Source organism: Alcaligenes sp. AB3 (genome assembly GCF_031844565.1).
Classification (GTDB): domain Bacteria; phylum Pseudomonadota; class Gammaproteobacteria; order Burkholderiales; family Burkholderiaceae_B; genus Alcaligenes; species Alcaligenes faecalis.
In genome coordinates this window covers 300,778-314,840 of record NZ_JAUZVM010000001.1, presented here as the reverse complement: position 1 = coordinate 314,840, position 14,063 = coordinate 300,778, and the positions used below count along the sequence as shown (strand labels likewise).

Annotated in this window: 12 protein-coding genes; 6 read left to right on the top strand and 6 right to left on the bottom strand. The window is 56.2% G+C overall.

The features are described from left to right. Window positions 1-105 precede the first annotated feature (105 nt). Both acs and Q9R35_RS01465 read right to left on the bottom strand, forming a co-directional pair. A complete protein-coding gene (gene acs / locus Q9R35_RS01470) occupies window positions 106-2,091 on the bottom strand; it encodes an acetate--CoA ligase (protein WP_063693058.1) in 1,986 nt (661 codons plus the stop codon). Window positions 2,092-2,188: 97 nt separating this feature from the next. Continuing rightward, window positions 2,189-3,493 carry an MFS transporter gene (locus Q9R35_RS01465; RefSeq protein WP_081251548.1) on the bottom strand — a complete coding sequence of 435 codons (1,305 nt, stop codon included), beginning with the start codon at window positions 3,491-3,493 and terminating at the stop codon, window positions 2,189-2,191. A gap of 346 nt (window positions 3,494-3,839) precedes the next feature. Between Q9R35_RS01465 and Q9R35_RS01460 the strand changes: the two genes are divergently transcribed. Then, the gene (locus Q9R35_RS01460; protein ID WP_223254064.1) at window positions 3,840-4,559 is read left to right on the top strand and encodes a C40 family peptidase; all 720 of its coding nucleotides are present in this window, start codon (window positions 3,840-3,842) and stop codon (window positions 4,557-4,559) included. A 113-nt stretch (window positions 4,560-4,672) separates the two neighbouring features. On the opposite strand, the gene Q9R35_RS01455 is transcribed toward Q9R35_RS01460, so the two are convergent. The 3 genes from Q9R35_RS01455 to Q9R35_RS01445 form a co-directional block, all read right to left on the bottom strand. After that, complete coding sequence (locus Q9R35_RS01455; protein ID WP_259672468.1) at window positions 4,673-5,020, bottom strand: DUF2325 domain-containing protein; 348 nt, start codon at window positions 5,018-5,020, stop codon at window positions 4,673-4,675. Between the two features lie 202 nt (window positions 5,021-5,222). Next, a complete protein-coding gene (locus Q9R35_RS01450; RefSeq protein WP_042482365.1) occupies window positions 5,223-6,173 on the bottom strand; it encodes a CysB family HTH-type transcriptional regulator in 951 nt (316 codons plus the stop codon). A gap of 86 nt (window positions 6,174-6,259) precedes the next feature. Next, the gene (locus tag Q9R35_RS01445; protein WP_063693053.1) at window positions 6,260-7,753 is read right to left on the bottom strand and encodes a CoA-acylating methylmalonate-semialdehyde dehydrogenase; all 1,494 of its coding nucleotides are present in this window, start codon (window positions 7,751-7,753) and stop codon (window positions 6,260-6,262) included. A 165-nt stretch (window positions 7,754-7,918) separates the two neighbouring features. Between Q9R35_RS01445 and Q9R35_RS01440 the strand changes: the two genes are divergently transcribed. Beyond that, a complete protein-coding gene (locus tag Q9R35_RS01440; RefSeq protein WP_042482370.1) occupies window positions 7,919-8,812 on the top strand; it encodes a LysR family transcriptional regulator in 894 nt (297 codons plus the stop codon). Between the two features lie 67 nt (window positions 8,813-8,879). On the opposite strand, the gene lptF is transcribed toward Q9R35_RS01440, so the two are convergent. Continuing rightward, window positions 8,880-9,989, bottom strand: a complete 1,110-nt coding sequence (gene lptF, locus Q9R35_RS01435; RefSeq protein WP_042482373.1) for an LPS export ABC transporter permease LptF — start codon at window positions 9,987-9,989, stop codon at window positions 8,880-8,882. A gap of 56 nt (window positions 9,990-10,045) precedes the next feature. On the opposite strand from lptF, the gene Q9R35_RS01430 reads away from it, so the two are divergent. The 4 genes from Q9R35_RS01430 to epsC all read left to right on the top strand — a co-directional run bounded on the left by Q9R35_RS01430 (window position 10,046) and on the right by epsC (window position 13,953). Continuing rightward, on the top strand, window positions 10,046-11,539 hold the full coding sequence (locus Q9R35_RS01430) for a leucyl aminopeptidase (protein ID WP_311219249.1): 1,494 nt from the start codon (window positions 10,046-10,048) through the stop codon (window positions 11,537-11,539). A gap of 2 nt (window positions 11,540-11,541) precedes the next feature. Further along, window positions 11,542-11,964, top strand: coding sequence for a DNA polymerase III subunit chi (locus tag Q9R35_RS01425; protein ID WP_042482379.1), 423 nt, complete (start codon window positions 11,542-11,544; stop codon window positions 11,962-11,964). Between the two features lie 81 nt (window positions 11,965-12,045). Continuing rightward, complete coding sequence (locus Q9R35_RS01420; protein ID WP_042482383.1) at window positions 12,046-12,756, top strand: Bax inhibitor-1/YccA family protein; 711 nt, start codon at window positions 12,046-12,048, stop codon at window positions 12,754-12,756. A gap of 267 nt (window positions 12,757-13,023) precedes the next feature. Continuing rightward, window positions 13,024-13,953 (top strand): serine O-acetyltransferase EpsC, encoded by a 930-nt coding sequence (gene epsC / locus Q9R35_RS01415; protein ID WP_042482386.1) that lies wholly within the window; start codon window positions 13,024-13,026, stop codon window positions 13,951-13,953. The last annotated feature ends 110 nt before the right edge of the window (window positions 13,954-14,063 follow it).

Genomic DNA, 14,063 nt, shown 5'->3' with positions numbered 1-14,063 from the left:
CTAATTCCACATCGAGCAGGTTTTCAGTAACAAAATAATCAGAGGAAATAAAAAAACCCTGGCTCTACAAAGAAACCAGGGTCAAACAGGAACTACCAAAAAAACTTAATGTGCTTCGGACAGTTGATCCAGAATGGCCGGATTTTCCAGCGTGGACACGTCCTGCGTGATCGGCTCGTTATTGGCGACAAAGCGCAGCAAACGACGCATGATCTTGCCCGAGCGAGTCTTGGGCAGATTCTCACCAAAGCGGATTTCACGTGGCTTGGCGATAGGACCAATTTCCTTGCCCACCCAGTTGCGCAATTCAGCAGCAATCTTGTCGGCTTCTTCGCCGGAAGGCAAATCGCCATTGAGCACCACAAAGGCCACAATCGCTTCGCCCGTGGTTGGATCAGGCTTGCCTACCACCGCAGCCTCAGCTACCAGCGAGTGCGCCACCAAAGCCGATTCCACTTCCATTGTGCCCAGGCGGTGACCCGAGACGTTCAGCACGTCGTCGATACGACCCATGACCCAGAAGTAGCCGTCGGCATCACGCTGCGCGCCATCGCCGGCCAGGTAATAGCCTTTCAGCTCGGGCGGGAAGTAGCTTTTCACGAAACGGTCTGGATCGCCCCAGATGGTGCGGATCATATTGGGCCAAGGCTTGCGAATGACCAGGAAACCGCCATTGCCGCGCTCAGCTTCGTCACCCACTTCGTCCACAATTGCCACATCCATGCCGGGGAATGGCAGGCCGCAAGAACCCGGTTTCAATGGAGTAGCGCCTGGCAAGGGAGTAATGACGTGACCGCCCGTTTCCGTCTGCCACCAGGTATCCACAATGGGGCAACGCTCGCGGCCCACATTCTTGAAATACCACATCCAGGCTTCGGGGTTGATGGGCTCACCCACCGAACCAATAATGCGCAGGCTGTCCAGATTGTATTGTTTGGGGTGAATGGCCTCGTCCGCTTCGGCTGCCTTGGTCAGGGAGCGAATAGCGGTAGGGGCGGTGTAGAACACCGTCACGCCATGACGTTCAATCATGTTCCAGAAACGGCCAGCATCGGGATAAGTAGGCACACCTTCAAACACGACCTGGGTCACACCAGCCGCCAGAGGGCCGTAGGTGATGAAGGTATGGCCGGTTACCCAACCGATGTCGGCAGTACACCAGAATACATCGCTGTCTTTGGCGTCGAAGGTCCACTGCACGCTCAACATGGCACCCAGCAGATAGCCTGCCGAGGAGTGCTGCACACCTTTAGGCTTGCCCGTGGAACCGGAGGTGTACAGAACAAACAGAGGATGTTCTGCATTCACCGACACGGCGGGACAATCGTTGCCTTGACCTTTGACGACATCTTCCCACCACAGGTCACGACCTTCGTGCCAGGCAACGGGACCGCCTGTGCGCTTGTACACAATGACGTGACGCACAGCTTCGCAGTCGCCGCCGCTCAAGGCTTCGTCCACTGCATTTTTCAGAGGGATGGCACGGCCACCGCGACGTTGTTCATCAGCTGTAATGACCAGGGAGGCACCCACGTCCACGGCGCGCTCGTGCAAGCTCTTGGCCGAGAAACCGCCAAACACTACAGAGTGAGTAATACCCAGACGGGCACATGCCTGCATGGCCACAATGGCTTGCACCGACATGGGCATGTAGATCAGGGCGCGTTCGCCCGTCTTGTAGCCCAGCGCTTTCAAACCATTGGCAAACTGGCAAACCTGTTCATACAGTTCGCGGAAAGTGACTTTGGTGACTTCGCCACCGTCGGCTTCAAAGATCAGCGCAGTTTTGTTTTCTGTGGGGGTGCCCAGGTGCTTGTCCAGACAGTTGGCTGAAACGTTCAGCTCGCCATCATGGAACCACTTGTAAAACGGGGGCTTGCTGTCGTCCAGAACCTGAGTGAAAGGCTTGGTCCAGACCAGACGATCGCGGGCCAACTCCGCCCAGAAGCCGGGATTGTCCTGCTCGGCTTTCTGGCAAAGCTCCTGGTAGGCCGCCATGCCAGCAATGCTTGCTTCGCGCTCCAGCGTGGGGAACACGGGAAAGACGCGGCTTTCCGACAGGACGGATTCAATAGACGTTGGACCGCTCATGGTGTTGGCTCCTTTATTTTCCAGATTTGGTGTTTTTTATGGGCCGCGCATGGGCTGCCCAGCTTAATTTTATATAAACGTAACGCGCCTTACTTACTCAATCCTGACAATTGAGATCGGCTTGATTCTTGGCCAAAATGCCGCGCTGAAAATTCAAACGCGACAGGATCAGCAGGCCCGCCAAAAAGAATAATCCCGTGCAGGCCAGAGCCAAACGGTGGTTCCCGCCACTGAGCCAAGTCACCAGACCGTAGGACAAGGGACCGCATACAGCGGCCAGTTGAATGGCAAAGGTCCACAAGGCGAAAAATTCGGCCAGACGGCTCTTGGGCGCCAGCAAGCCAACCATGGCCCGCCCGGCACTTTGGCTGCTGCCTATACATAAGCCCGCGACGGCTGCTGCGGCCCAGAAGCCGGCCAGGGAACGCGTACTGACGGCAATCCCCACCATGACCAGCCAGGCACATAAGGTCAGTGCCAACGCACGTCGGTGGCCAATTCGGTCCTGCACATGACCAAACAGCAAGGCTCCCACCGCTGCGGCAATATTGACGGTAAAGATCAGTGTCATGGTTTGCGCCATCGTGAAACCCATGGCCTCGGTCGCATACACCGCCGACAAGGTAATAATGACGGCAATGCCGGCCTGATAAGCGGCACCACATAACAGCAAAGTGCGGAAATCGGGGAAATGCTGATGCACGTCGCGCGCCGAGGCAATCAGACGCAACAACATGCCCTGCTGCTCTGCCCCGCTGGGCGCACTGCGTTCACGCAGAAACAGAAAAGAAGGCAAGGCTGACAAGGCAAACAAGGTAGCCGTAATCAGGGCAATACCCGGCACATATTCCTGCGCCGTCCACCCCTGCGAAGTCGCCCAGGTCAGAAAAGCCAAAGAAAGACCGAGGGCCAGCATGCCACCAAAATAACCAAAACCCCAGCCCCAACCGGAGACACGTCCCAAGGCGTCTGGCCGGGCAATTTCCGGCAAGAAAGCGCCGATGATGGACTCGCCTATGCAGTAGCAATAATTGGATAAAGCGATGAAAACCAGGGCCCAGACAATGTCATTGGGACCAGCCCAATACAGCATCACGGTTGCCAGCACACAACCTATGGTGCTGCTGAACAAAAGCCGTCTTTTGCCTTGACGTGCATCGGCTTTTGCACCGAGCCCAGGCATGGTCAACATGATGCTTAAATACGAGGCAGACAATGCCAGTGTCCACGCCAAGGTAGCCCAGCTGCGGCCTTCAGCGATAACGCCTACAAAATACGCGCTGTAGACACTGGTCAAAATGACGGTGGTGTAGCCAGAATTTGCGAAATCATACATAGCCCAAGCCCACAACTCGCGCAGCCGTACTCCTTCGTTTAGGGCTTTCCCTAGGGCTTGTCCCATAAATCGCATCATTCAATCCCTATAAACAGTGAAACTTCGCTCTATTTCGGCTAATTTTCAATAATTCAGCAACAAGAGCACTGGACCCATGCACAGGGCCTGAAAACCGCTGTCAGCCGCACTTTGCAACAGTATGATTCAATCGCAAAATACGCTCCTACAATGCTTTACGGTGCAATTATCATCCGGTACACTGCCAAACATTCAACGCACAGCAACGTCCGGCAAAGTATGGTGCTTTTAGTCATACTTACAGCCCTGATACCCATCAATTGCTGCTAATTTCAGCAAAAATAGGCATCAAGGTTGTGCTGCTGCTCACCAAGTCCTTAGACAAGCCCTGGTCATGCCGCCACATTACCTGAATCCACCCGCACTTTTGCACATTACCTATCGCAGCGCCAAGTATCTTTTGTTAGCCGGCGCGCTGGCCCTGACAGGTTGTGCCACCACTGGAACTCAACAGTCCAGCCAAGACAAAGATCGTGCAGAACTGGATCACGGCTATTACGCCGACTACGAATTCCAGACCGAGTCCGACCCGCTGGGTACTTATCTGGCCAACCGCGCTCGTAACGACATCAATATTGCTTACAGCAGTGATCGTCGCCAAGGTCGTACCGAAAGCCGCAGCAAGCAAAATTCTTCCTCTACCCATGGCCTTGCCAACGCCGCCCTGAACTTTCTGGGCGTGAAGTACAGTTTTGGTGGCGATGCCCCCAGCACTGGCTTTGATTGCAGCGGCCTGGTGTCCTACGTGGCTGAAAAATCCCTGGGCCTGAAGCTGCCCCGCCAATCCAAAGACATTGCCAAAGAAGGCACCTCGGTTAACCGCAGCGAGCTGCGCAAAGGCGACCTGGTCTTCTTCAATACTCGTGGCGCTCGTTTCTCTCACGTAGGCATTTACCTGGGTGATGACAAGTTTGTTCACGCTCCTCGCACTGGCGCGGTTGTCCGCGTCGAGAGCATGGAAGTGGGTTACTGGAAAAAACGCTATAACGGCGCACGTCGTCTGGCCGCTGCCGATACACAGCAAGCCGAAGCCCGTCTGCGTAGCGTCAAATAAAGACCACCCTGCTGCCAATCCGGCAAGCCATAAAAAAGCCACTGTTATGAAACAGTGGCTTTTTTTTAATCTGTAAAGATTCCTTCTTTGCCCCAGTAAGTCATGCCGCCAATCTAGTGGCTCTTGGACTTACCGAGCGGACAAGATTCACAATAGCCGCATTGGGTTAAGGCTTGCTTCATGCTACAAACCGAGCGTCGGCAGGCGACCACTCGAATACCGGATTTCAGGGCAGCGGCCCGGAAGGTTTTCATGACGTTGTGACCCAGGAAATCGGTCAGCAAAATCAGCAAATCGGTGCCGGAAGGCAACTGCAGGGTTTTTTTCTGGTGCGCAGGATCACGCCCGCTAATATGATGTTTGATCGAGATATTGTGGATCTTGAGCAGGTCGGGAATGTTCCCCAGACGGTCTGCTCCAACCACGACTGCACTGACGTATTGAGACACAGGAAGCTCCATTGGCTAAGAAAGTTGGATAATGATAATCATTCTTATTATCATAGTCAATTGAGTCGATAGCTTGTTTCAATTTTTACTTATAGCCTTTGACCATAAGTCTTCACTGGCCGGGTAAACCCACAGCAAGGTACCAAATAACAAGGGCCACCGTGATTGCACGGTGGCCCTTGTTATTAATCAAACAGATGCTGCTTGTACGAGCTTACACCTGGCCACCAGCCTGTTTTTCATCCAGAGCGCTCAGCACCACATCGCGGGTCAACTCCGGTGCTAGCATCTCCAGCAATTCAAAAATATAGTCACGCAGGAAGGCCCCGGCCTTCACCGCCACCTTGGTATGGTGGGCACCAAACAAATGCCCTGCTGGCAGGCCAACCAGGCCCTTGTCACGGCGTGGATCGAAAGCGATGCCTGCGATGATCCCGATACCCAGACCCACATCCACATAGGTCTTGATCACGTCAGCATCAATGGCCTCCAGCACAATGTCCGGAGTGATGCCATGTTTGGCAAAGGCCTCGTCAATCGACCCTCGACCCGAGAAGGCATGGTCATAAGTCACGATGGGGTATTGCGCCAGGGTTTCGATGGACAGTTGCTTGTTGGCAGGCAGATCAGCCAGGGGGTGATCCGGCGTTACCACCACCGTGTGTTCCCAGGTATAGACCGGCAAGGCCACCAGGCCCGGCGTCAGCGCCAGAGTTTCAGTAGCGATGGCCACGTCAGCCTGCTCATGGATCACCATCTGGGCCAGCACAGGCGGGCTGCCTTCGGCCAAGGACATATGCACCTTGGGGAAGCGACGACGGAATTCAGGGATCACCTTGGGCAGCAAATATCGTGCCTGGGCGTGGGTACAAGCGATGACCAAGGTGCCTTCATCGCGGCGGGCGAAGTCATCGCTGACACGCTTGAGGTTGTCGATCTCGCGCATGATGCGGTCAATCACCTCGGCGACAGCTTCGCCCGGTCGGGTCAAGCCCTTAATGCGTTTTCCATGACGTTCAAAAATCTTGATGCCCAGCTCATCTTCAAACTCGATGATCGCCTTGGACACCCCCGGCTGGGAGGTATAGAGCGAGCGAGCGGCTTCAGTCAGATTGAAGTTACGTCGGATGGTCTCTCGGACAAAGCGGAATTGTTGAATATTCATATGTTAATAGCCCCAGGTACAGGGCTATTATATGTAATAAGGAACAGCTCGCTTATTGCATTAAGTTATATATATAGATTCAACAATTACGTCATGCTGATTGTTGTATTCATCGTATTGGCGTGAGCCTGCCAACGAGCCGTAACGGTTTTGGTCTGTGTCCAGAACTGAACGGCTTGTTTGCCGTTCGGGCCCAGGTCGCCCAGCTTGGACGCACGCGAGCCAGTAAAGCTGAACCAGGCCACAGGCACAGGGATAGGAATATTGATACCGATCTGACCTACGTCGATACGGTTCTGGAAATAGCGCGCATGGCCGCCGTCCTGAGTGAAGATGGACACGCCATTACCATTAGGGTTGCGGTTGATGAACTGCACCGCTTCTTCCAGCGTGTTGACACGCACAATGCACAGCACGGGTCCGAAGATTTCTTCTTCATAAATGCGCATGTCGGCTTTCACATCATTGAAAATGGTTGGGCCCACAAAGTTGCCGCTTTCATAACCAGGCACCTTCACGCCACGCCCATCCAGCAAGAGGCTGGCGCCTTCCTGCACACCGGCTTCAATCAGGGATTCCACACGCTGACGAGCACGTGGCGAAACCAGTGGCCCCAGGTCGGCCTGACGGTCTGTACCGACATTGACCTTCATGGTGGCCGCACGCTTGACCAGCTCATCGACCCACTCGCCGCTTTCACCCACCATCACGGCCACCGAGATCGCCATGCAACGCTGACCGGCCGCGCCAAAGGCAGCACCCAGCAACTGGTTGATCGCCACGTCACGATCCGCATCAGGCATCACGATGCAGTGATTCTTGGCACCCATCATGGCTTGCGAGCGCTTGCCCGCTTCGGTGGCACGGCGGTGAATTTCGGTACCAACGGCTGTCGAGCCAATGAAGGACACAGCCTTGACCTCAGGATGAGTCACCAGCGCATTGGCAATATCGGCACCACCATGAACCACGTTCAGCACGCCTGGAGGCAGACCCGCTTCCAGAGCCAGCTCGGCCAGCATCAGGCTGGCGCTGGGATCCTGCTCGGAAGGCTTGAGCACGAAGGTATTACCGCAAGCCACGGCCAGCGGGAACATGAAGCAAGGCAGCATCACAGGGAAGTTGAATGCCGTCACGCCTGCACACACGCCCAACGGCTGGATCAGGGTGTAGACGTCAATCCCGCCCGCCGCATTTTCCGCGTACTCACCCAATTGCATCGAAGCAATGGAACACGCGTATTCGATCACTTCCAGGCCGCGACCTACTTCGCCTTCAGCATCAGGCATGGTCTTGCCGTGTTCGCGCGAAATCGCTTCAGCCAGCTTGGCACTGTTTTCACGCACCAGACGCTGCAGATTCAGCATCACACGCATGCGAGCGCCCTGGCTGGAATGACGCCAGCTTTCATAGGCTTTGGCCGAGCTGGCAATAATGGTTTCCAGCTCTTCCATCGTGGCGTAAGGCACTTGGGCCACGACCTCCTGGGTGGCTGGATTGAGCACGTCGTCCCAACGGGTGCTCTTGGATTGAACATGTTGTCCATCGATCAGCAAAGGTACACGAACCACTTCCGTCATAGCATGTCTCCAATGAATTGCTCAGGCGGCTAAGCCTTATTTGTTATCCCACTTGTATGAGGGTTCTCATTGAGTGTAGAAGCCTCAAGACCCGTTTACCATGTTGAAAAATGCACAGGAGCTGGGCATTTATGCACAAGTCTTTTTCAAGGCGGGCTCGTCACGATGGACTGGGATAATCTGCGTTATTTTCTGGAAGTGGCCCGCTGCCAACGTATCAGCGTTGCCGCCCAACGGCTGGGGGTACAACACAGCACCGTGGCCCGCCGTATCCAGGCGCTGGAGCAGGAACTGGGCTTGCGTCTGTTCCACAAGTCCACCGTCAGCGGCTACAGTTTGACGAGCGAAGGGCAAAATTTGCAGCAACGCATGGAGCCGGTAGAAAGCCGCTTGCTGGCGGCTCGGGAGGCAATCACTGGCAAGGCCCGGCCCTTGACGGGCAAACTGCGGCTGGGCTGCACCGAAGCCTTTGGCAGCTATGTGCTGACGCCCTTGCTCAGCATTTTCCAGACCCAGTATCCGGAGTTGACTCTGGAGCTGCTGCCCGTCCCCCGCCCTATCAGCCTGTCGCGCCGGGATGCCGACCTGGCGATTGCACTGGAACGCCCCCAACGTGGTCCTTACTGGTGTACTCGCCTGGCTGACTACAGCTTGCGGCTCTATGCCCATCAGGATTATTTGAACAGCCACCCACCTATAGAAAGCGTGCAAGATCTGTCCCAGCATCGCTTTATTGCCTATGTGGATGATCTGGTGTTCAGCGACAGCCTGCGCTATCTGGAAGAAATCGTCAGATCCGCTGCCGTGCGCTTTCGCAGTACCAGCGTAATTGCGCAGTATCAGGCCACCTTGCAGGGACAAGGAATTGCCGTCCTGCCCTGCTTTCTGGCGAAAACCGATCCACGCCTGCGCTGTGTCTTGCCCGATCAGGTGGAGTTGCGTCGTCGCTTCTGGATGTTCTGCCATGAAGAGCAACGCCAGAACCCCAGCCTGACCCGGCTGTGGCACTTTCTGAAGCAGTCAGTGGAAGAGCGGCAGGACTTGCTGGATGGGGCTTGAGCCGCCAAACCGATCAACAAGTCATTCGACAGGCACAAAAAAGGGGCTGGACGCCCCCTTTTGCCGATCAGCTTGTTGCTGGCGGTTTAGGTGCCTTGATACGCAATTTACGCCACATCATGAAGACCATGACCAGCAGGAAGATTGCGTGGACCAGCCACAGACCAACCTCAAAGCCCAGTTGCTCATTGCGTATCCAGCCACGCGACAGATTGATCAGGTTCATGTAGAGCAGACCCACCAAGCCCGCCACCAGAATATTGCCGGAGCGCCCCATACGGGGATTCACCGCCCCCAAGGGGATCGCCAGCAAGGCCAGATTCAAGGCAGCCAAGGGCAAGGCCAAACGCCACATGATCTGCGAGCGCGACTCGGCATTGTCATCACTGAATAACAAGGTGGTTTGGCGAGCCTTGATTTGCTGCTCGGCCCGAGCGCGGATAGTTTCAGCAGTATTGCCCGCATCACGGCTTTCCAGGCGCATGCCATAACTTTCAAAGTCCACCATGCGGAACTCGGCCTGACCCGGCTTCAGGTCGTAGCGATGGCCTTCGCTCAAAACCAGAAAGCGGTCGCCATTGGGCTGCTCTTCCATGCGAGCGCTCTGTGCAGTCACAATGCTGAGCCACTGCGGGTCGATCACGCGAGCAATCACATTACCCAGCTCGTCCCCTTCTTTTTCCGGGGAATCTGCGTAAAACACGCGGGCACCATCGTCGGACTCAATAAACTGCCCGGCGGTGACCTTGCTCAGGTCCGAGCGCTGCTCGAAACGCTGGCGGTACTCGGCAATCTGGCGATAGGCCCAAGGCGAGGCCTGCAAGGTCAGCACGGCAATCAGGAGGGCAGTCGGCACCGCACACTGCAACACTGGGGTTATCCAGTTTTTCAAGGACAGGCCGCTGGCAAACCAGACCACCATTTCGGATTCCCGAAAGCTGCGCGTCACCGTGGTGAGCACGGCGATGAACAGGGACACGGCCAGAATAATTGGCAAGGCGGTAATACTGGAAAAGGCGGCCAGACCCAGCACCACGTCAGGACCAATCGTGCCATTGGCCGCTTCGCCTAACAAACGCACCAGAAGTACACTAAGCCACACAATCAGCAAAGTGGACAGTACCACGCCACTGTGACTTAAGATTTCGGATACCGCAGAGCGTTTAAATAGAGACATATGAGAATTTGCGAGATAATCGCAGGTACGATTTGCGACACACTGAGGATAGTTGAATGGAATTTAGCACACAGACATCCGCTTCTTTGCACCAAATTAAGACAGCCGCGCTAGGCGTAGGCGTCTTTGCCGAGGGCATTCTAAGCCCCGCAGCGGAACTTATCGACCGCGCCAGCAACGGAGCTGTGAGCGCTGCTGTCAAAGCCGAGTTTAAAGGCAAGCCCAATACCCACCTGGTGCTGCGCAATCTGCCTGGCGTCAAGGCCGAACGCGTTATTTTAGTCGGCTTAGGCGCTCAAGAGGAATACAAAGCAGCAACTCATACGCAAGCCCAGGCCTGCCTTGCTTCTTACTGCCTGAAAGCAGACCTGAAAGAAGCCGTTTCGGCGCTGTCCAGCATCGATTGCAAAGGCACCACCTTGCGCAGCCGCGCTCAGGATGCTGCCATGGCTGTTTGCCGCGCCAGCTACCGCTACACCGCCACGTTCAGCAAGCCCGAACCTGCTCCCCAGCTGAGCCAGTTCCTGCTGTGGACGGCCCGCACTCAGGCCAGCGAAGCCAAGGCCGGTCTGGAGCAAGGTCAGGCCATTGGTAACGGTGTGAACCTGACCCGCTTGCTGGCTGACCTGCCCGGCAATATCTGCACCCCCACCTATTTGGGCAAGACGGCAAAACAGTTGGCCAAGGAATTCAAGACGCTGAAAGCCGAAGTGCTGGAGCGCAAGCAGATTGAAGCCTTGAAGATGGGCTCGTTCCTGTCGGTGGCCAAAGGCTCGGATGAACCGCCTGCGTTCATCGTGCTGCGCCACACCCCCAACACCAAGACCAAACACGAGGACGGCCCTATCGTTCTGGTGGGTAAAGGCCTGACGTTTGACTCGGGCGGTATCTCCATCAAGCCAGCCGGCAATATGGACGAGATGAAGTACGACATGGGCGGTGCCGCCAGCGTTCTGGGCACCATGCGCGCCATTGCCGAACTGAATATCGACCGCGAAGTGATCGCTGTGGTGGCTTCTTGCGAAAACATGCCTAGCGGGCGCGCCAACAAACCGGGCGACGTCGTAACCAGCATGTCCGGCCAGACCATCGAAATCCTGAACACGGATGCCGAAGGCCGTCTGGTTCTGTGCGATGCTCTGACCTACGTCGAACGCTTCAAACCCGCTGCCGTCATCGATATGGCCACCCTGACCGGCGCTTGCGTGGTCGCTCTGGGCCACGTCAACACCGGCCTGTTCTCGACTGACGACGACCTGGCCGACGAGCTGATGCAAGCTGGCAAGCAGACAGGTGACACTGCCTGGCGCATGCCCATGGACGACGCCTACCAGGAGCAACTGCGCTCGAACTTTGCTGACATGGCCAATATTGGTGGCCCACCAGCCGGTTCGGTAACCGCCGCTTGCTTCCTGTCCCGCTTTACCAAAGCGTACCGCTGGGCTCACCTGGACATCGCTGGCACCGCCTGGCGCAGTGGCAAGGACAAAGGCGCCACAGGCCGTCCCGTGCCTTTGCTGGTTCAGTACCTGCTCAATCAGTGTCGCTAAGCATGACACGCGTCGATTTCGCTTTCGGCGCGCCAGATCGCTTGCGCATGGCCTGCGAGGTCGTGCGCAAGCACTACGAGGCGGGCCGTCAGGTGGTGGTGTATCTTTCCGATGCCCGCCAGCTGGCTCGTTTCGACCGTCTGCTCTGGGGGTTTGAATCCACGGCGTTTGTGCCGCATGTGGGTGTGGAAGACCCCCTGGCGGCCACCACCCCCGTCTTGTTGACCAGTGCCGCCCCCGTGCCCTCTGGTGAGCAAAGCTGGCTATTGAATCTGGATGCCCAATGCCCGCCCGGTTTTGAACAATTCCCGCGTATCTTGGAAATTGTGTCCGAACGGGAAGCCGACCGTACCCAGGCTCGCGAACGCTGGCGTGTGTACCAGACACAGGGCTGTCAGGTGCATGCCCATAAACTGGGTGCTTGAATAATAAAGAAGATTCTTGATTATTCAGGTAGTTGTCAGTTATTCTTGACCACTGATCTCTCTGTATTCTAAGGACTCATCATGAGCGAATTTCGTCAATCAAGCTTGCCTGAGCATAACGGCACCCTGGGCGCCCAGTCGCTGATTGCTCGCAATCGCGTCCTGCGCAACACCTACTGGCTGCTGGCCCTGTCCATGATTCCCACCGTGTTGGGAGCCTTGCTGGGCCTGTCCTCCGGCATTAACCGGGTTATGGGCGCCAGCCCAGGCCTGAGCGCCATTGTTTTCCTGGTCGGTGCCTTTGGCCTGATGTTCCTGGTCGAAAAGAACAAGAACAGCTCGCTGGGTGTCGCCCTGCTGATGGCTTTCACCTTCTTCATGGGCATCATGTTGTCCCGCCTGCTGGGCTTTGTCCTGGGCATGGGTAATGGCGCACAACTGATCATGCTGGCCTTTGGCGGTACCGCCGCGGTCTTTGGCGCGATGGCAACCATTGCCAGCACCACCAAACGTGATTTCTCCGGCATGCAGAAATTCCTGTTTGTCGGCGCCGTCATCTTGCTGGTTGCGGCCCTGGCCAACATCTTCCTGCAGCTGCCTGCGCTGATGCTGACCATCTCCGTGATGGCTATCGGTATCTTCTCGGCCTTCTTGCTGGTTGACCTGCAGCGCGTCATCAACGGCGGTGAAACCAACTACGTGTCGGCCACCCTGGCAATCTACCTGGACGTCTACAACATTTTCAGCAACCTGCTGATGCTTTTGGGCGTGCTGGGCGGTAACCGCGAATAAGATCGCGACCCCGCACTCCCCAAGCCCCCTTTTCGAAGGGGGCTTTTTTTATTGTCCACACGTTCAAGCACATTGGCTTGAAAACCCGCTCATGCCCCTCATCTGCTTGATCTTGCCCTTACGCTTAGGGAGCTTTGAAGCGACCCTGTCAGACCTGGCGAAAGGTTGGATGAATCACCCTGACGAAGCGCCCTGTTTTTCGTGTCCAGGATCAGACGCGCGGGTATAGTAAACCTTATAGAAAAATTTCCCCTCTGGAGAACACTGGTGGCAGTCTTTGAAACTCAACATATTGTCGATAATCTGCGCGGGGCCCGCGAAGAATGGCGACAGGCGCATCAACGCTTGAACGAGCTTGAAGGTCAGGAATTTCCGTCAGTACAAGCCTTGATTCAAGTCACCGAGCAGCTCAAAGGCATCTTGTTTCCGATGCGCCTGGGCAGCCCGGAACTGCGTCGCGAGTACGAAGATCACTTTGTCGGCCACCACCTGGGCCAGGCGCTGAACACTCTGCTGCAACAAGCCCGTATCGAGCTGCAACGCGCCGCTTTGCTGCGTGGCGACAAGCACGACCGTGAAACCATTGAAGAGCAGGCCCACAAAGCCATTCAGGCCTTTGCCAACAAGCTGCCAGACTTGCGCCGCACCCTGGATCTGGACGTGGTTGCTGCCTATCAAGGCGATCCGGCAGCCCGCAACGTCGACGAAGTGCTCTTGTGCTATCCAGGCCTGCTGGCCATGATTCACCACCGCATCGCCCACGCCCTGACCAATCTGGGCCTGCCACTGACAGCGCGCATCATTGCGGAACTGGCCCATAGCCAGACCGGTATTGATATTCACCCCGGCGCGCAAATTGATCATTCCTGTTTCATCGACCACGGCACCGGCGTTGTGATTGGCGAGACCGCCATCATCGGCAAGCGGGTTCGTATTTATCAGGCTGTCACCCTGGGCGCCAAGCGCTTCAGCAAGGACGAGAAAGGCTTGCTGCTCAAGGGCCAGGCCCGTCACCCGATTGTGGAAGACGATGTGGTCATTTACGCTGGCGCCACAATTCTGGGCCGCGTCACGCTGGGTGCCGGCTCCACGATTGGCGGGAATGTCTGGATTACGGAAGACGTACCAGCAGGTTGTTCGGTGACCCAGGCAAATTTGTTGCGCAATCAACCCGACTGCCCGGAAAAACTGCGCTAAGCAGTCTGCTTTATCACGCGGGACCAAGTCCGGTAACGCCCGGACTCTCTCCTCCAGCGGTTCTCCGTAGTAAAAACAACGACTCCTGATATACCCTCTCGAAAATTGGA